Source organism: Peptoniphilus sp. GNH (genome assembly GCA_021307325.1).
In the GTDB taxonomy this organism is placed as follows: domain Bacteria; phylum Bacillota; class Clostridia; order Tissierellales; family Peptoniphilaceae; genus KA00134.
The window spans coordinates 1,520,225-1,539,078 of the sequence record CP089931.1; the positions used below are offsets into that span (position 1 = coordinate 1,520,225).

General features: G+C 36.5%; 13 protein-coding genes and 1 tRNA gene. 10 read left to right on the top strand and 4 right to left on the bottom strand.

Annotated features, from left to right (window positions below; all coding sequences use genetic code 11):
* Window positions 1-4: 4 nt before the first annotated feature.
* Together LV469_07280 and LV469_07285 are read right to left on the bottom strand one after the other, a co-directional pair.
* A complete protein-coding gene (locus LV469_07280; protein UHR02440.1) occupies window positions 5-4,774 on the bottom strand; it encodes an S-layer homology domain-containing protein in 4,770 nt (1,589 codons plus the stop codon).
* Between the two features lie 258 nt (window positions 4,775-5,032).
* On the bottom strand, window positions 5,033-5,989 hold the full coding sequence (locus LV469_07285) for a 2-hydroxyacid dehydrogenase family protein (GenBank protein UHR02441.1): 957 nt from the start codon (window positions 5,987-5,989) through the stop codon (window positions 5,033-5,035).
* Window positions 5,990-6,099: 110 nt separating this feature from the next.
* On the opposite strand from LV469_07285, the gene LV469_07290 reads away from it, so the two are divergent.
* From LV469_07290 to LV469_07310, 5 genes are all read left to right on the top strand, one after another.
* Entirely contained in the window at window positions 6,100-7,482 is a 1,383-nt protein-coding gene (locus tag LV469_07290; protein UHR02442.1) for an MATE family efflux transporter, read from the top strand.
* Window positions 7,483-7,524: 42 nt separating this feature from the next.
* Window positions 7,525-7,601 (top strand) — tRNA-Arg (locus LV469_07295).
* 317 nt (window positions 7,602-7,918) lie between these two features.
* Complete coding sequence (locus LV469_07300; GenBank protein UHR02443.1) at window positions 7,919-8,401, top strand: FMN-binding protein; 483 nt, start codon at window positions 7,919-7,921, stop codon at window positions 8,399-8,401.
* Between the two features lie 277 nt (window positions 8,402-8,678).
* Window positions 8,679-10,511 (top strand): LTA synthase family protein, encoded by a 1,833-nt coding sequence (locus LV469_07305; protein UHR02444.1) that lies wholly within the window; start codon window positions 8,679-8,681, stop codon window positions 10,509-10,511.
* A 108-nt stretch (window positions 10,512-10,619) separates the two neighbouring features.
* Window positions 10,620-11,960 (top strand): C1 family peptidase, encoded by a 1,341-nt coding sequence (locus LV469_07310; protein UHR02445.1) that lies wholly within the window; start codon window positions 10,620-10,622, stop codon window positions 11,958-11,960.
* Window positions 11,961-12,022: 62 nt separating this feature from the next.
* On the opposite strand, the gene LV469_07315 is transcribed toward LV469_07310, so the two are convergent.
* Together LV469_07315 and LV469_07320 are read right to left on the bottom strand one after the other, a co-directional pair.
* A complete protein-coding gene (locus LV469_07315) occupies window positions 12,023-13,507 on the bottom strand; it encodes a 4Fe-4S dicluster domain-containing protein (protein ID UHR02446.1) in 1,485 nt (494 codons plus the stop codon).
* A gap of 16 nt (window positions 13,508-13,523) precedes the next feature.
* Window positions 13,524-13,799: an NAD(P)H-dependent oxidoreductase subunit E gene (locus LV469_07320; GenBank protein UHR02447.1), complete on the bottom strand. Its 276-nt coding sequence runs from the start codon at window positions 13,797-13,799 to the stop codon at window positions 13,524-13,526.
* Window positions 13,800-14,159: 360 nt separating this feature from the next.
* Here LV469_07320 and LV469_07325 point away from each other — a divergent pair, with 360 nt between their 5' ends.
* The 5 genes from LV469_07325 to rsmA all read left to right on the top strand — a co-directional run bounded on the left by LV469_07325 (window position 14,160) and on the right by rsmA (window position 18,793).
* Window positions 14,160-14,600 carry a universal stress protein gene (locus LV469_07325; protein UHR02448.1) on the top strand — a complete coding sequence of 147 codons (441 nt, stop codon included), beginning with the start codon at window positions 14,160-14,162 and terminating at the stop codon, window positions 14,598-14,600.
* Between the two features lie 93 nt (window positions 14,601-14,693).
* Complete coding sequence (gene metG, locus LV469_07330; protein ID UHR02449.1) at window positions 14,694-16,655, top strand: methionine--tRNA ligase; 1,962 nt, start codon at window positions 14,694-14,696, stop codon at window positions 16,653-16,655.
* On the top strand, window positions 16,652-17,422 hold the full coding sequence (locus LV469_07335; GenBank protein UHR02450.1) for a TatD family hydrolase: 771 nt from the start codon (window positions 16,652-16,654) through the stop codon (window positions 17,420-17,422). Before metG ends, LV469_07335 begins: the two co-directional genes overlap by 4 nt.
* Window positions 17,419-17,967: a ribonuclease M5 gene (gene rnmV, locus LV469_07340; protein ID UHR02451.1), complete on the top strand. Its 549-nt coding sequence runs from the start codon at window positions 17,419-17,421 to the stop codon at window positions 17,965-17,967. The genes LV469_07335 and rnmV overlap by 4 nt, the downstream gene beginning before the upstream one ends.
* A complete protein-coding gene (gene rsmA, locus LV469_07345) occupies window positions 17,951-18,793 on the top strand; it encodes a 16S rRNA (adenine(1518)-N(6)/adenine(1519)-N(6))-dimethyltransferase RsmA (protein UHR02452.1) in 843 nt (280 codons plus the stop codon). Before rnmV ends, rsmA begins: the two co-directional genes overlap by 17 nt.
* The last annotated feature ends 61 nt before the right edge of the window (window positions 18,794-18,854 follow it).

The following is an 18,854-nucleotide window of genomic DNA, read 5'->3' on the forward strand; positions in this document are numbered from 1 at the left end:
TCTTTTATTTATCTTTTATTTCCAACCAAGTTCCAGGAATAGTTCCCTTAACTCTTTCATACTCATAGGTGTTGGCTGCTTCCATAATCTCATAGTAAGCCCAGTGATTTTCGTTTATATCCTTGAACTTGACTACATCCTTATGAACTTTAGCCAGTCCTTCTGATGTCACACTACGATTTGCATAGTGGTTTAGGATTGTGGCAGCTTCTGCTCTTGTAATAGTGGCATCTGGTTTGAAGCTTCCATCTGCATAACCCTTTATACGGTCATTGCCATAAGCTTGGTTAATCGCTTCTTCATATATGTGACCCTTCACATCTGCAAAAGGAGCAACCTTGTCATTTTTCTTGTCGATAAAAAATAGTGCTCTTGCAAATTCTCCACGAGTTATGGGTTCGCTTGGACGGAAGTTTCCATTTTTGTCTGCGAACATCAAGTTCTTGGCAACTACTGCATTTATAGCTTTGTTGTACCATGCTGATTTAGTGTCCTTGAAGTTGGGTTTCGCTTTGTTAGACATATCTAAATTAGCAAGTCTTGCAATTAAGGCTGCAGCCTCTGCTCTAGTGATAAGTCCTTCTGGACGCACAGTGTGATCCTTATATCCATAAAGATACTTGTAGTGGATTCCTCTTTCCATTTCTACTGCATGGTTAATAGGCTTAACAGTAATCGATGCAAATCCTATTGACCACCATTGATTGTGTCCATTTAAATCTTTTCCTGGAGTTGTTCCACCTTCGCCTGGAGTTGAACTCTTATCTTTCCAAAGTGCTTTTACAGTTGTGTTTTCATCAATTTTGATGCTGTCGCCAGCTTTTTTGGTTTCAGTGCCAACTTGCCATCCTGCAAAGTCTTTGTTGAATGGATAAAATTCAGGTGCAAATATGGCAGGCAAAACAAAGTTTTCACCCTTAATAACAATTGAGCTTTCAATCTTTTTTGTGCCACCATTCGCATCAAAAGTCACTTCAACTGGTGTTTTGGGAGCGGGCTCAGATTTGTTATCTACATTGTCATAGCCATAAGCTGTTATAACTTCGCCAGCTTTGTAACGTCCTTTTGGGATTGTTATTACACCAGAAGCAGCAACTATACTTTCTCCATTATTAACTTCTGCATCAGGATCTGTTTTTAAAGTCCAAGTATTGTTATCTTGTTTTGTTGCTATTAATTTTATTTCGGTGCTATCGTCGGATTTTTTATAAGTTACACTAACCTTTGTAGTATCCTCATCTGTCGGTGGGGTAATGGTTAAATTTCCCTTACCATCAACTTCTACTGTAGGTTCTTTTGGAGCGGTCTTGTCTGGTACAAGAACAGGAGTGTAATCTGGTGCTTCGTTTTCTGGTGTTTCTAACTTTTTAATTTTTGAGTCAGCCTTTACCTCAGTTTTTTCTTTTGCTTTTCCCTTAGGAATAGTAACTGCACCCGTTCCTGCATCTATTGTAAGGTTATCAGGATTATCTCCTTCAATTGTCCAATTGTTATCTGAACCCTTTTTAACAGTTATTTTTCTGTCTTTATTATCAGGAGTTTTATATTTGACAACCATACCATCAACCTTACCCTTTGTCGGAGGAGTGATTGTTACAGTACCTTTATCTTGATTTGCTTCAATTTTTGGTGGAGCTGGTTTTGCGGTATCCTCTACAGGATCTGTAGTATTGTTTGCTTCGTCCTTTGCAGTAGCCTTTACTTCATCTCCTGGGTTAAGCTTATCTTTTGGTATAGTGATAGTGCCAGTAGTTTCATCTACACTTATTTCATTATCTCCTGCAGTTTTATTCCATTTACCTTGGTCATTCTTTGTAGCAGTTGCAGTTTTAGGATTACCATCCGGGTCGTTATATTTAACCTCAACAGTTTTTGTATCCGAATCTTTTTTAGGTGTAATAGTAATTGAACCATTTTTTTGCAATTTAACTTCTGGGTTTTCTGGAGCGGTCTTGTCAGGTACTTTGCCTTCTTGTTTATCTATACCTTTTAATTCACCGATTTTAGAGAAAGCTGTTATATTAAAATTTTCTTTGGCAGCGCCTTTTTTAAAGGTTACTTTTCCTGAATCTTTATCTATCGAAACTTTTTCAGGAGTTTCTCCTTCGATTTTCCACTTGTGGTTATTGCCCTTAGAAATCTTTATTGTTTTCGTTTGAGTTCCGTTTACAGGTGTGTATGTTATTTCCATACCGTCCACAGCAGGTGCATCGGTTGGTGGAGTAACAGTCGTATCTCCACTTGTAGCATCAGGTGTAACCGTTGGTGCAGGTGGCATTGTTGTATCTGTCTTTTGTTGTGAATCATTATCTGATTTATCTTTTGCTAAAGCACTTACATCAGTACCTTTTTTAAGCTTTTCATAGGGGATAGTAATAACTCCGCTATTTTGATCAAATTTTAAACCATCTTCTCCAGTTATAGACCATGTGTTGTCATCGCCCTTTGTTGCAGTTGCAGTCTTTTTTGCTCCTGTCGGATCAAGATATTTAACTTCAAGAGTTTTGACATCTGCATCACTTGGTGGAGTAACACTTACATCTCCTGTTGTTTCGTTAACTTTAACTTCAGGTGATGCCGGAGGAGTTTTATCAGGTACATTTACTTTAGACTCGGATGATACAAGGTTTCCGTCTCCCTTTGTCTTAGCCTTTACATCTGTAGTTGGCTTTATATTTTTATTTTCTATAGTGAAAGATTTGCCGTCATCACTTACTTTAATGTTGGGGTCTCCTGAGACAGTCCACTTGTTGTCACTATCCTTAGTAGCAGTTACAGTTTTTTCAGTATTTGATCCTACTGGTGTATAAGTGATGTCTACAGTTTTTGCTTTTTTATCAGAATCCGGAGGAGTGATTGTTACATCTCCTGTAGTGCTGTTAATTTCAACAGCAGGCGGTGTTAAGCTTGCTGCAATTTGTACGCTTGCTGGCTCAGATGTATTTTTTTCATCTTTAACTGTTGCTGTAACAGTTGAACCGGCTTTAACATTAGCTATTGCAAGTGAGATAGTCTCACCATTAATTGTGATGTTTGAATCGGTGCAAGTCCAAGTGTTACCACTTTTTGTTACCTCAGCAGTTTTAACTTGGTTAGCCTTATCTTCATACTTAATAGTTATTGTTTTTGCGTCTGTATCTACAACTTGCGGGGCAAAGGTTAGCTTGGTATCATCTTTTGTAATTGTTGGTGCATCGGGTTTAATATCATTGACAATATCTGCTACTGGTATAGTAGTTATTTCATTTGTATTTGTTACTTTGTATGTTCCGTCAGTATTTAAATACCCCTCATATGTTGGCTTATAATCAGGTGTCCAGCCACATTCAGCATTACTTGGATTTATAATCCTAACATTGCCATTACTGTCAATGTCAATTAGTGCCGGTGTGCCATCATGTTCTCCCGTACCGTCAGGTAATAAAGACTGACCCTTTAGCATGTTTTTATTTCTAATTTTCTTTATAATAGCTTCTTTTTCTGTAGGAGTTAACTTTTTAGGGTCCCTAACATCAGTCTTTTCCGGCACTAAAGGTTGTACTGTATATGTTTTAAACACAGGTGTTTTTCCATCTCCAGGTTCAACTGTCCTAACAGTAATTAAATCTCCCGCTTTTAGAATTTTGCCTTCGTCTTTATACGTAAACGATCCATCGTTATTTACAGTTGCTCTTTTCTTATCATGTTCTTGTACTTTATTTATTTCATTGGCATCGTGTTGATCATAATATACTTCTACCTTTGTATTAGGAATATAAGGTGTCAAAGAGCCACTAAAACTAACACTCCCAGCATAAATTTTTCCGCCATCTATGCTTGCATCCTTCGAATCTTTTTTTTCAATTAACTTAATCCCTGTTATTGGGCTATATGTTTTAAATGTATTATCTTTAAATCTAATGGTCACATCCGTAACATTACCTTCATTATCTTTAGTAAAAGAGGTGACTTGATTTGCATTTTTATCGAAGTCGTTAACTGTTGTGTTTGCTCCCTTAAATGCATCTAAAAGCATCTTTTGAGTGTTAGATGAACTATCATAGTATAAGGTGATTGTCGGTATAGTAATGTTGGCATAAGTTATGTTCATATCTTCCGGCTTTGGTGTAACGGTATAATCTAAAGGATTTGACTCTCCAAGTATAGTTACACCTGGGTCTTCAGGGTTATTTCCACCGGGGATTACCTTTATAGTTATTTTAATTTGTTCGTTTTCCACTAAATTCCTATTTAATGTAACGGTAAAATTCCCAGTACTGCTTGCCACTATATAACCAAGCTGTGTCCCTAAATTATCTGTGACATAGACCACAACTTTAAGACCTTTCTTTGTACCTAATTTTCTTTTAGCATCTGATAGTTTAATTGTTTTTCCTTTAACTTGATTTGAACCTGCATGTGCTTCTTTTATAGTAGGAGAATCAAAATTTACTGCTGCCACAGCATCTCCTACTATCTCTGGTCCAAGCTCAAGGCCGTCGGCAGCTTGGGCTTGAGCTTCATTTACTCTAGCCTCTAAAGCCTTCGACTCTTCCTTTTTAACTGGTTCTACTGAATTAATAGGTTCTACTGGAGCCTTTGACTCTTCCTTTTTAACTGGTTCTACTATTGCAGGTGTATTAAGGTCTGCCTCTGTTTGGGCATATACGACAGGCGTACATGGTCCCATGGTAACAGAAAGGGCTAGTCCCAAAATACCTGCTCTTCGAGATAAATTGAGAGAAAGGTCTCTCAAACTTTCTCTATTGTTATTTTTCGTATTCTTTTCCTTCACAATTAACCTCCAATTTAATTTGCTCACTATATGAAATCATTTTTTATGTGAATATATATTTAGCCGCCTACAAAGAATAATTGCATTTTTCTAACACTTAGATAATACCCAATGTCTTATATTTTTATCAAGTTTTTTCCTATTTTGTAACAATAGTTTAACATTTATTTCTATTTTTTATCATATAAATTTTGTTTTTTTGTATAAAAAAAACCGGCATCTGCTAGACCGGTTTTTGTAAGTTTATAGTTTAAAATTTTAGTTGACCTTGTTGGGCAAGGTTTCGCCAGCTTTTTTTGCTAGGAGATTTTTGGCTGCGCATACGCCCATTTCCATGCGAGCTTCGAAGGTCGCATTGCCGAGGTGGGGAGCGAGGACTACCTTATCCATTAAGAGCAAGTCTTTTGTAACTTGGGGTTCAAACTCGTACACATCTAGGGCGGCACCTGCAATCTCATCATTTTTTAGAGCTTGGACAAGGGCATTTTCATCAACAAGGGGTCCTCTTGCGGCGTTTATTAGAATGGCCGATTTTTTCATTGAAGAAAATTGGCTCTTTCCAATCATGTGTTTTAATTCGGGAGCGAAGGCTGTGTGAAGGCTTATAAAATCTGCTTCTCTTATGAGCTCTTCTTTTGAAACATATTTAATTTGCATTTCTTTTTCTTTTTTTTCATCCAACCTTGTTCTATTGTAATAGATGACTTCCATTTGAAAAGCCTTGGCAAGGCGGGCTACATTTTTGCCGATATTTCCCATGCCTATTATGCCGAGGGTCTTTTTCTTTAGTTGATGGCCCAGATAAAATGTGGGTCTCCATCCATGAAACTCGCCACGCCTTGTGAGTTTATCTCCTGCGACAATTTTTCTTCCGCTAGCTAGTATAAGGCCGATTGTGAGTTCGGCAGTCGAAAGGGCTGATGATGGTGCGGGTGCATTTGTGACATCTATACCTTTTTGTCTGGCATAGGCTATGTCGATATTATCAAAACCTGCTCCGTAATTGGCGATTATTTTGAGGTCTTTGCAAGCGTCTATTACATCCTTGTCGATTTTATCGGATAGAGGACATAGGAGAGCTTCTTGATCTTTTAGAGCTTCTATGATCTGATCTTTTGTAAGGGGCAAATTGGAGTTGTGATAAGTGATTGTAAAATCTTTTGCCAGACTTTCGTAAATTTGGCCCGGTATATTACTTGTTATTAATAGCTTCATAAAAATTCTCCTTTCATTAGCACAAGATACTACCTATATTTTATTATAGTCTAAGCTCTGTTATAATATCAGAGAAATCTTTAGATTTCTTATGATTTGGAGGAATATTTTTGAAAAAATCAGATATATTGGGGACTCTGCCCATAGATACACTTTTATTTAAACTCTCTGCACCTATAATGTTATCCATGTTTATTCAGGGACTTTATAACATAGTGGATTCTATTTTTGTTGCGAGAATTTCAGAAGAGGCCCTCACAGCAGTATCCATAGCTTTTCCAGTGCAAAATACTTTTATTGCCATAGCGGTGGGAACGGCTGTCGGAGTAAATGCAAATGCGTCCAAACTTTTGGGCCAAAAAGAAGCGAGAAGGGCAAGAGCCTTTGGAGAAAATGGCATCATTTTATCTATAATTTATTGGCTGATTTTTTTAGTTTTTGGTTTGTTTTTTACTGGAAATTATATGGATCTTCAGACATCGGACCCAACAGTAAGAAGTTTGGGTGTTGATTATTTGAGGATTGTATCTTGCTTTTCTCTAGGCATATTTTCTTGTATAGTTGCCGAAAGAATTTTGCAGGCAACGGGCAAGTCTATGATTACAATGATGGCTCAAGGGCTAGGAGCAATCACCAACATCGTGCTAGATCCTATTTTGATATTTGGTTTATGTGGGCTGCCAGCCATGGGTATAAGAGGAGCTGCCTATGCCACTGTGATAGGTCAAATCTTGGCGGCTTCGATAGATATTATATTAAATCAGATTTTGAATAAGGAATTAGAAATAAGAAGTCTCAAACCCAATTTAGATATAATAAGGGAAATTTACAGGGTCGGATTCCCGTCGATTCTTTTGATATCCATTTCATCTTTTTCTATATTTATGTTAAATCGCATAGTCAAACCTTTTTCTGAAACGGCAATCGGAATGTTAGGCATATATTTTAAAGTTCAAAGCGTAATAATGATGCCCATATTTGGTCTTACAAATGGTATGATACCGATTTTAGCTTACAATTATGGAGCGGCCAGATCTGATAGGATGAAGGAGACTATGAAAAAATCATTAATAATTGGAGAGGTGATGATGTGCATTGCTCCGATAGCTCTTGGATTTTTCACAAGAGAGATATTTTCTCTTTTTAATCCAGGGCCCTATATGCTAGAAATAGGTATACCAGCTTTTAGGATTATGGGTATTTCGTATATATTCACGGGTATATGCGTGGTTTCTTCATCAATTTTCCAAGGCCTTGGCAATGGCAAGACTGCTCTTTATCTAATTGTGGTAAGGCAACTTGTTTTGCTTTTGCCTCTTGCGTATCTTTTTGCCAGTTTGGGAAAATTGGAAGGAGTTTGGTATTCTTTTATATTATCAGAGATGGGGGGAGTTATATTCTCTTTCTATTTTCTTAAAAATTTTGCCTTCAAGAAGGCGAATGATTTGGAAAAAGAGCTATTAGAAGATTTGGGCGAGGACTCGAGGTCTTGACAAAAGGTTGAGTTTTTGTGAAAATATAACAGCAAGACTTGAGGACACGTAGCTCAGTAGGATAGAGCGAGGCTCTCCTAAAGCCTAGGCCGGGGGTTCGATTCCTCTCGTGTCCACCAATCTTAAATGCATTCATTTAAAACATCAAAAGATTTGTTAAAGGCTTATTTAAGTGGGAATTTTATAGGTCTTTGGCTGACAAACTAAAAGGCTATGAGATGCTCATGGCCTTTTTGTTTTTAAAATTTAAGCACAATTACAGCAAAGGATAAGTGCTTAAATATGCTTTTTCATATTTATTTGCGATTATCTATGGGTTATAATCCAAAACATATGTTCATTTTTTATGTATTTTGTAATTTAGATTTGTAGACATATTGTAAATTTGAGAAAGTTTCTGTAAAATTGCAATGACGTATAAATAAGGAGGAAGATTATGTCTAAAAAATTAGTTACAGTATCATTAATAGCTACATTTCTTCTTAGTGGTTGCGGAAACAAAAATGCAGCACCTAAGAATAATAAAGCGGCAAATGAAAATTCAGCACCAGCAGCTACTGAAGTTGCATATAAAGATGGTGAATATACAAAAGACAGCGAACCGGATAAATACGGTGGATATATGACTGCCACAGTTACTGTAAAAGATGGTAAGATTACAGATGCAAAACTTGTCCTTTACAACGGAGACGGCTCTGAAAAGGACGAAAACTACGGAAAAGAAAATGGAGAAATCAAGAATCAAGAAATGTATGACAAGGCTCAAGCATCTCTTGAAGGAGCTAAGGATTATCCAAAGCAACTTGTTGAAAAACAAGATATTACTAAGGTCGATTCAGTAACAGGAGCAACTCAAAATCATGATGCTTATGTTGAACTTGTAAGCAAAATGCTTGAAGATGCTAAGGCTGAAAAATAATGACTGCCAAAAGGCAACTATAAGGCTTTAAGCCAAAGACTAAAAGACTCGGTTAATCGGGTCTTTTTTATTTTAAATACAATAATAAGTTTAAAAATCTAAAGGCGAGAATGAAAAACAAAAACTTGGGGGTTTTTGAATTTTATTTTATTAAAAAACATGTACAATTTTTTCTTAAAAGTCCTTGATATATGCGATGAAATGACGATTAAACGATTGGTAAATAAATTGACAAGAAAATGAGTCTAAAGTAAAATCTCAAAATAGGAGGAATGGTATGAAGGAAGCAAAAGGAGTAATAATTCTCTTATTAATATTAGCAATTTTAGCGGCACTTGTAACAAGCCTTTGTCTTTATATAGGATCGTATGAGTATTCAAGCGGGATATTTATAAATTATTATAGAGAATGCAAAATTTTTCTAATAAACTTTGCAATTATTTATTTAATTATGTTGATCTTGACCTTTCTTATTAGATCGGCTGCGCTTGGATATTTTTTGACATCGGCCATTTTTTTGGCGGCGGCTTATGGGTCTTATCTCAAGGTACTTTACAGATCGGAGCCTCTATATTTTTCAGATTTTAGTCTTTTCCAAGAGGCGACTACTATGATGGGAAAGTATTCGCTCAGATTTGAAGAAAATCTTTATATTATGATAGCTCTAGGCGCTCTTATTCTTTTGCCAACAATAGGTCTTTTATTTATAAAGTTTTCCTATACTGGAAAGGCCATCACAGCTTTAATAATGACTTTTGCCTTTGTGGTCTTTGTAAAGACTTTAGTGTATGACGACAATTTATACTACACCTTGGGCAAGGAGTCGGGTCTTAATGAGTTCATAGAAATGGATTCTTATATGTCTAAGGGATTTGCCTATCCTCTTTTTTATTCTTTAAAAAATGTCGGAGGCTATAAGTATGACAAGTTCGACAAGCAAGAGGCCAGAGAAACCATAAAAGCTTATAGCTCTTATGATATACCTGCTGATAAGAAGGTAAATATCATGATGGTAATGTTGGAGTCTTTTAAGGACTTTTCAATCTATAAAAATGAAAAATTGGAATTTACAAAAGACCCTTATAAAAATTTCCACGAATTGATGCAAGAGGGAATAGTAGGTCATCTTATCGTAAATTCATTTGGTGGAGGGACTTTCCTTACAGAGTCTAATGTCTTGACGGGTTATAAGAATCTTCCTGAATTTAAAAATCCGGCTCCCACTTATGTATCTTATTTTAAAGACAATGGTTACACGACCCATGCCTTTCACCCATACGTTGGCACATTTTACAATAGGGTCAACAAGTATCCGAAAATGGGATTTCAAGATTTTAAAAACATGGATAACTATTTTAAAAATATAAAAGATGAAATTTTGTCTGACCAAGAATTTTTCCCGATAATTTTGGAAGATTATAAAAATACCTTATCAGAGGGAAAACCGATATTTTCCATGTCTGTAACCTACCAAAACCATGGTCCCTATTATTCGGATGGCCTATATGGAGAAGATAGTTTAGTTGTAAAAAAGGACAATTATCCTGAAAAATGGTATAACTATTTTTCAAATTATATGTCGGGGATTGCTTGGACTGATCAGTCTTTAAAGATTTTAAAAGATGAGTTGGAAAAATCGGAAGCGCCAACTATGCTTGTGCTTTATGGAGACCATTCGCCATCGGCGGGTCCTGATAAGATTATGTTTGATATGCTCGGAATAAATAAGGACTTGGCAAGTGATGACGGATACGAAAATATAATGTCGACTACTTATGTAATTTGGGCAAACCCGGCTCTTAGAAAAATGTATGGAAAGCCCTTCCAAGAAGCCGGACAGGATTTGGAACCTGCTTTTCTCATGCCTAAAATTTTTGAAGAGTTGGGATACAAGGGCAATGAGTACAATCAATTTTTGACGGACTTTTCAAAAAAATGCACGGTCTTAAAAGACCAAAAGGCCAAGATTGATGGAAGATGGATTAGTAAAACTAAAAATGCCGACGAAAACGAGGATCAAAAACTTCTCGAAAAGATAAGCCATGAGTATTTTAATACTGAATATTATATGGAAAAATTCTATCTAAAAGATAAGGCGAGCAAAGATTAAGGACAGATTTGTCCTTAATTTTATTTGCAATTGATTAAAATCCGAAAAAAAGAGTATAATATTAGCATAAATTGAAATAAATTATCAAGCATAGAAAGGAAAGATATAATGAAACTGGAAAAAGAATTTTTAAAAGATTTGCAAGAAGAATTTGAAGCTAAAAGATGCAATAGGATTGCTCAAAGAGCAGCTTGCAATACTGGTCTTGTTGAAGCTTCTGTAAACAGATTTGAAAATGACGATAATCGCCATAGCTTCAATGTCAACCTAAAAGAAACAAAAGTATATAACCAAAAGCAATCGGGCAGATGCTGGATGTTTGCATCCTTAAATGTTATGGAATACAAGCTCTGCCAAAATTACAACTTGAGCGACTTTGAACTTTCACAAAACTACACACTTTTCTATGACAAGCTAGAAAGATGCAATTATTTTTTGGAATCAATCGTAAGGACTTTTGACCAAGATATTCACAGTAGAATCGTAGCCCATCTCTTGGCTAGTCCTATGGGCGATGGTGGTCAATGGGATATGTTTAAAAACATAGTTAGAAAATATGGTGTAGTGCCTAAGTATGCCATGCCGGAAACGGAAAATTCATCTTGCACAAGCTTTATGAATACTTATCTTACAAAGCTTTTGAGAATGTATGCAAAGGATTTGAGAAAAGCTAATGAAGAAGGAAAGTCTAAGGAAGAGATTTCAAAGATGATTGAAGAAATGATGAAATCTATTTACAGAGCCCTATCAATTTCTCTGGGTACGCCTCCTAAAAAGATAGATTTTGAAGCTAGAGATAAGGATGACAAACTCGTATCTATAAAAAATATTTCTCCAAAAGACTTTTTTAATGATTGCGTTCGTATGAGGCTTGATGACTATGTTTCTCTTATAAATGCCCCAACAAAAGACAAGCCATACATGAAATCTTACACAGTAAAATTCCTTGGCAATGTCACAGAAGGCGACAGGGTAAGATATGTAAATGTGCCGATAGATGAAATGAAAAAGGCTGTTCTAGCTCAACTTGAAGATGGAGAACCGGTATGGTTCGGTTGTGATGTGGGACAATTTTTCTACAGAAAAGGTTCCAGATTAGATTTGGAAACTTTGAGAGTTGACGAGCTTTGGAATGTGGATTTCGCATTTGACAAGGAAGAAAGATTGGACTACGGAGAATCTCTTATGACTCATGCCATGGTCTTTATGGGATGCGAATACGACAGAGACAAGAAGGAATTCAAGAGATTTAGAGTAGAAAATTCATGGGGAAAAGATGCTGGTCATGAAGGATTTTTAGTAATGAGTGACAAGTGGTTCAACGAGTATATGTACCAAGTTTTAATAAATAAAAAACACTTGTCTAAAGAAATCCTAAAAGCCTATGAAGAAGAACCAATAGAATTGGAAGCTTGGGATCCTATGGGTTCACTTGCAAAAATTCATTAAATAAAATAAAAATTAATTAAATAAAATAAAAATTCCTAGAAGTGATTTTCTAGGAATTTTTTTTAAATATTTTCGTTTTCCAAGGGCGATTGAATCTTGGATGATTGCATAAAAGTTTCGACTTGCTTTTTAGCTCTTGGTACTGAAACGAGAGTGCCTACTCCTGCTATGCAGCCACCTGGGCAAGCCATGCCCTCTAGCAAGTAGCCATTTAGGCGGCCAGCTTTTGCTAGTTTTAACATCTTTATACATTCTGAAAGACTATTTGCGCCCTGAACATTTATATCTCTGTCGGGTTGCAATTTTTGAGCGACCTCTTTTACAGACTCGGCAACTCCACCTGCCATTGGATAGCCCCTACCTAATGAGGAGGCGTTGTCCTGTGCTTCTGATGCTTCTATTTGTGAAAGCTCGATGTTTTTAGCTACAAACATACCCATGACTTCTTCAAAGGTAAGGACAAAGTCCACATCACTTTTTATTTTGGTATCTATGGCTTCTAGCTTTTTGGATGTGCAGGGACCTATAAAGACAACTACTGCTTCTGGATCTTCTTTCTTTATATAATTTGCAGTATAGCGCATAGGAGAACCAGAGTCGGAGATTTGTTCTGCAAGCTCGGGGAACTCATTTTTAATCATCAAAGACCAAGAAAAGCAACAAGATGTACCCATAAAAGGAATTTGCTCGGGCACTCTTTCCAAATACTCCTTGGCTTCGTGTAGAGTAGTTATATCAGCTCCTATTGCAACTTCTACAACCTCTTTAAAGCCGAGTCGTCTCAAACCTTCGAAAATTTGTGAAACGGATGTTTTGGCACCAAATTGACCGACAAAAGAAGGGGCAACTGCGGCGTATAATTTTTTGCCTGCCTTTAGAGCCTTTATAACTTGGTAAATTTGTGTCTTGTCTGAAATGGCTCCAAAGGGGCAAGCCTCCATACATCTGCCACAAGCCACACACTTATCTTGATTGATCTCGGCTCTTAGCTGAGAGTCGGACCCTATGGCCTTCACACCGCATACCTCTGCACAAGGTCTGTCATATTTTATTATCGCATTGTAGGGACAAGCCTCGGCACAGCGGCCGCATTTTACGCATTTATCCTTGTCGATTTCGCTTTGCTTATTGCCTATAGAAACAGCATTTACCGGGCAGACATTGGTGCAAGGATGAGCCACACACCTTCTACAAGTACTGGTAACATGATATGCCTTGGTAGGACAAGCCTGACAAGCAAACTTTATTACATTTATCAGAGGTTTTTCATAGGCGTTTGTATCCAAGTCCACCCTATCAAAACCATCAGTGATTCTCTTAAAGACTCCAAGCTCTCTTACATCAAGTCCAAGAGCAAGCCTTAGTCTTTCTTCTACAACAGCTCTTTCTCTAAAAATATTATCTCTGTACTTAGCAATCTCTCCTGGAACTATCCTATAAGACGAATTTTCAAGCTCTGAAATATCTAAGTCATTATAGGCGATTCTCGCAATTTCTGCGAAAACTTTTCTCCTAATATCTACTAAAGTACCATATGTTTCCCTCATATAACCCCAATCTAATTTAAATTCTCAATTTATCAATAATCTTAGCACTAACTTCTTGAGCACTCGCTCTTAACATAACTTCACCGTCAATTATGACAACTGGAGAAGCTTCGTTGATATTGCTTTGTCTGCAATAATTCAGACAATGCCCCAATTCAATATCAATTTCAGCATTTTCATCAGTTTCAATATCAAAGTTATGTATATTTTCTTTAAGGTACTCGACAGCATCATAGATGCCGTTAGCTCCCATCATGGCGCACCTGGCTCCCATGCAAATGACAACTTTCATTATTTCCCCCTTTTAAAAATGACTATATGAATATTGTATTGAAAATCTCAATTTAATTCAACACATATAAGTCAAAGAAAAAATTACCTTCTTAAAAAAGAGAAAGAATTATTTAAAAAGCTATGATTTTTTCAAATCTTAAGAAGTATTTTCTAAAAGAAAAAGTGTTTTTAATATCGTGGGTTAATAAGATTAAGAGCTGATGGTACAAGTTGAAAAACTTGTATCATTAAAGTATGAGTTTTAAATTTTTAAACGCCACTTAAAAAGACTTAAGCACTTATAAAATAGACTTTTTATTTGAAATTTCATTGTGATATACTAAAATATATATAATATATTTGACGGAGGCGAGATTTTATGAAAATATTAGTTCCAGTTGACGGTTCAAGCAGCTCAAAGCAATGCGTAAAGGTTGCAAGGGAGCTTGGGGAAAAGTTGATGGCTAAGATATATCTTTTGACTGTAATCCCAGAGGCTCAATTTTTTGATCAACATCCCTCCAGCTTTCCATATTCTCTAGAAATTGAGAAGGCGAATACAGAAAGGGCGGAGTTTGTTCTTTCTGAAGTTGAAAAAGAGTTGGACGGTTACAAAAATGAGCATGAGATTTTTTATACTAGCGGAAACCCGGCTAGCAAAATTATAGAATTTGCTGAAAAAAATCAAGTTGACATGATTATCATGGGCAATAGAGGCTTGGGTGCATTTTCAAGGACCTTGCTCGGCTCTGTTTCTAACAAGGTCATCAATACTGCAAAGTGCAATGTTTTGGTGGTTAAAAGAGATAGTATTCAATAGATTTTAAATAATATAGCTTTATAAAAATAAGCACTGAAAATCGGTCCTTAGAGGCCGTTTTTTTTGAAAAAATTTCGAAAGTTGAGGGAAAATATGAAAGAAAAGTTTTATCTTACAACGCCTATTTATTATCCTAGCGGCAATTTACACATCGGTCATACATATTGTACTGTGGCTGCCGATGCTATAAAGAGATTCAAAGAGCTTCAAGGCTATGATGTATTTTTTACAACGGGAAGCGATGAGCATGGTCAAAAAATAGAAAAGACGGCTCACGAAGCGGGAATGGAACCCAAGGCCTATGTGGATATGATTGTTGAAGATATTAAAAGGCTTTGGAAGACCATGGATATAAATTATGATGCCTTTGTAAGATCTACTGATGAGGATCATGTAAGAGATGTGCAGACTATTTTCAAAAAACTCTATGACAAGGGCGAGATTTATAAGGGCGAATACGAAGGATACTATTGCACTCCGTGTGAAGCTTTTTGGACAGAAAATCAATTGGGACAAGATCACACCTGCCCGGATTGTGGTAGAAAGACTCACAAGCAAAAAGAGGAATCCTATTTCTTTAGACTTTCCAAGTACAGGGACAAGCTTTTAAAATACTATGAAGAGCATCCAGACTTTATAAAGCCTCTCTCAAGAAAAAATGAAATGATAAACAATTTTTTGAAAGATGGCTTGGAAGATTTATCTGTGTCGAGGTCATCTTTTGATTGGGGAGTCAAGGTACCCTTTGATGAAAAACATGTTGTCTATGTTTGGATAGATGCCTTGACATGTTATCTTACAGCTCTTGGAATAGGCGACAAGGATAAGACCAGATTTGAGGGTTATTGGCCGGCAGGAGTCCATCTAGTTGGAAAAGAAATTATAAGATTTCACACTATAATATGGCCTGCTCTTTTGATGGCTTTGGATCTGCCTTTGCCAGATCAAATTTTCGGCCATGGCTGGATTCTTTTTGACAATGACAAGATGAGTAAGTCCAAGGGAAATGTCATCTACCCAGAACCAATAATAAAGCTTTATGGGGTTGACGCTTTAAAATATTTTCTCTTGAGAGAATTTTCTTTTGGTCAAGATGGGTCTTTTACAAGGGAAAAAATGTTGCAAAGGTTAAACTCAGATCTTGCCAATGACCTTGGAAATCTTCTATCAAGAACTGTATCCATGATAGAAAAATATTTTGGAGGTCTTGTGCCAGAACCTTATGAAGAAGAAGATCCAGACAAGGACTTGAAGCTTTTGGCAACTTCTATTTGGGCTAAGAATGAAAAGGCTATGGAGGACTATCAATTCTCTATTGCTCTTGAAGATATATGGACTCTTGTAAGAAGAACCAACAAGTATGTCGATGAAACTGAACCATGGAAATTGGCAAAAGATGGCGACAAAAAAAGACTTGCGACTGTGATGTATAATCTAGCTGAATCTCTTAGGATAATTTCAATCCTTGCATCACCATTTTTAGTAAATACTTCTTTCGAAATTAGAAGACAAATTGGCGTAGAAGGCGATATAAAAATTGACGATGCCAAGGAGTTTGGACTTTTGAAAGTTGGAACCAGGGTAAATAAGGGCGATGCCATTTTCCCAAGGCTTGACATAGAAAAGGAACTTGCAAGACTGGATGAGGAGAATACAAAATTAATAGAAGCAAGAGAAGAAAAGTTAAAGGAGCGTGGAGGAGTTTCTGAAAGCATTCCAGAGGCTAAGAAGGAAATATCACTAGAAGATTTTGAAAAATTAGAAATAAAATTAGCTCTAGTTGAAAGTGTCGAAGACCATCCCAAGGCTGACAGGCTCTATCTTTTGAATTTAAAAATAGGCAAAGAAAGAAGAACCATAGTAACAAATATAAAGAACAAATACAGCAAGGAAGAACTTACCGGCAAAAAAATACTAGTTCTTACGAATTTAAAGCCTATGAAATTTAGAGGAATTGAATCCAAGGGAATGCTCCTTGCCTGCGAAGATGAAGATGGCAATCTTTCTCTAACTGGAGCCTTGGAAAATATTAAGGACGGAGCTGTCATATCATGATAGATTCTCATGCACATTTAGACGACGAACGCTTTGATGAGGATAGAGACCAGGTTATAAATTCTCTTATGGCAAAGGGGCTTGACAGAGTTTATAATATCGGAGCTGATATAAAAAGCTCCAGAGCCTCTGTTGAACTTTCAAAGATGTATGATGAAATTTATGCTGTTGTGGGTATCCATCCCCATGATGCTTTTAGCTATAATGACGAAATAGAGGAAGAATTAAAAGAACTGGCTAAAAACAAAAAAGTCAGAGCGATAGGAGAGATTGGGTTAGATTTTTACTACGACAACTCTCCAAGAGAAATTCAAGAAGAAGTTTTTAAAAGGCAAATCGAACTTGCAAATAGTTTGGATATGCCAGTAGTTGTCCATTCGAGAGAGGCATCTCAACTAACTTTTGAAATAATAAAATCCTATAAAGAAAAGTATCCTGATTTGAAATTTTTAATCCATTGTTTTTCTCAATCCCTTGAGATGATGAGAGAATATGAAAAGCTGGGATGCTATATGTCCATAGGTGGAGTAGTAACCTTCAAAAATGCCAAAACTTTGAAGGAAGTGGCAAGGGAAATTTCGCTTGAAAATTTGCTCTTAGAAACGGATTGCCCCTACTTGACACCAGAGCCTTATAGGGGAAGGAGAAATGAGCCTTCGAATGTGAAGTATGTGGCAGAAGAAATCGCAAGGCTAAGAGGAATCAAGGTCAAAGATTTAATTGAAATCTGTGACAAAAACACTCTTAGATTTTATGGTGATTTATGATAAAAGAAGTAATAGTAGTAGAAGGTAAGGATGATATAAGCGCTGTGAAGGCGGCTCTTGACTGTGAGGTCATAGCAACAAGTGGCTTTGGCTATGGTAAAAAGCTTATAAATACACTAAAGAGAATAGAAAAAAGATGTGGACTCATAATTTTTACAGATCCAGATTATATGGGCAAAAAAATCCGAAGAGATTTGGCTAAAAACATTCCCACTGCCAAGCATGCCTTTTTGCCGAGAAATAAGGCCTTGAAGGGAGATAATGTAGGAGTGGAAAATGCCAATGTCGAAGATATAAAAGAGGCCATAAAAAACGCCAAGGCATCACTTGTAGAAGCAAAAGAGACCTTTAGTAGAGAGGAGCTTTTCGCCCTAGGTCTTATAATGGGACCGGATGCTGCTACTAAAAGAACACAAATTTCAAACAAACTCGGCATAGGACATGGAAATGCAAAACAGTTTTTAAAAAGACTAAATTCTTTTGGCATAGAAAGAGAGGAATTTGAAAAAGCCCTTAAAGAGGTGGAAGATGGAAAGACTTTATAGCCCCAAAAGACTAAAAGAAGTTTTGGAAAAATTTGACTTTTCCTTCTCCAAGGGCTTGGGACAAAATTTTCTAATTGATGGAAATATTTTGCGAAAAATTTCCGAACTAGCCGATTTGGATAAGACGGATAGAGTTCTAGAGATAGGCACAGGAATAGGCACCTTGACAGAGGAGCTTTGCATAAAGGCGGGAAGTGTTCTTGCTGTTGAAATCGACAAGACACTTGAGCCGATTTTAAAAGAAACCCTGCCCTATGAAAATCTAAAAATCGTATTTGATGACATTTTAAAGATTGATCTAAAAGGTCTAATAGAAGAAAATTTTGGTAATCAGAGTTTTAAAATAATTGCCAATTTGCCCTATTACATCACAAGTCCCATAATAAGCATGCTTATAAAATCGGGCTTGAAAATAGAATCTATAACCTGCATGATTCAAAGAGAACTTGCCCTTAGAATGGTTGAAGAAAAGGGCGGCAAAAACTATTCATCCTATTCTGTATTTATTCAGGCTTTTACGGAGCCAAAACTTGGGGTCAGAGTGCCACCGAGTGTATTTATGCCAAGGCCTAAAGTTGAAAGCCAAGTTATAAGCTTAAAGTTAAAAGACAGGGGACAGGACCAAGAGTTTGAAAGAATAGTAAGGGGAGCTTTTGCCCAGAGACGAAAGACCCTTGTAAATTCTTTGAATGCAACTTGTAAAGACTTTAGCAAGGAGAAAATAATAAGTTCTCTAAAAAGTCTTGGCAAGGAAGAAAATATTAGGGCTCAGGATATGGATTACAAAGAATTTGAGAAATTAAGAGAGCTACTTTTGATTAAATAAGCAGCTTGTGGGTAAAATTTAAGCATACAAGAATTTATTATCTATGATAAAATTAGGAGGT

What these genes read in the sequence shown, in the direction of transcription:
- LV469_07320 (UHR02447.1), bottom strand. Translation starts at nt 13,799, where the DNA reads ATGAAAGTTGTCATTTGCATGGGAGCCAGGTGCGCCATGATGGGAGCT.
- LV469_07335 (UHR02450.1), top strand. Translation starts at nt 16,652, where the DNA reads ATGATAGATTCTCATGCACATTTAGACGACGAACGCTTTGATGAGGAT.
- metG (UHR02449.1), top strand. Translation starts at nt 14,694, where the DNA reads ATGAAAGAAAAGTTTTATCTTACAACGCCTATTTATTATCCTAGCGGC.
- rnmV (UHR02451.1), top strand. Translation starts at nt 17,419, where the DNA reads ATGATAAAAGAAGTAATAGTAGTAGAAGGTAAGGATGATATAAGCGCT.
- LV469_07310 (UHR02445.1), top strand. Translation starts at nt 10,620, where the DNA reads ATGAAACTGGAAAAAGAATTTTTAAAAGATTTGCAAGAAGAATTTGAA.
- LV469_07315 (UHR02446.1), bottom strand. Translation starts at nt 13,507, where the DNA reads ATGAGGGAAACATATGGTACTTTAGTAGATATTAGGAGAAAAGTTTTC.
- LV469_07325 (UHR02448.1), top strand. Translation starts at nt 14,160, where the DNA reads ATGAAAATATTAGTTCCAGTTGACGGTTCAAGCAGCTCAAAGCAATGC.
- LV469_07285 (UHR02441.1), bottom strand. Translation starts at nt 5,989, where the DNA reads ATGAAGCTATTAATAACAAGTAATATACCGGGCCAAATTTACGAAAGT.
- rsmA (UHR02452.1), top strand. Translation starts at nt 17,951, where the DNA reads ATGGAAAGACTTTATAGCCCCAAAAGACTAAAAGAAGTTTTGGAAAAA.
- LV469_07300 (UHR02443.1), top strand. Translation starts at nt 7,919, where the DNA reads ATGTCTAAAAAATTAGTTACAGTATCATTAATAGCTACATTTCTTCTT.
- LV469_07305 (UHR02444.1), top strand. Translation starts at nt 8,679, where the DNA reads ATGAAGGAAGCAAAAGGAGTAATAATTCTCTTATTAATATTAGCAATT.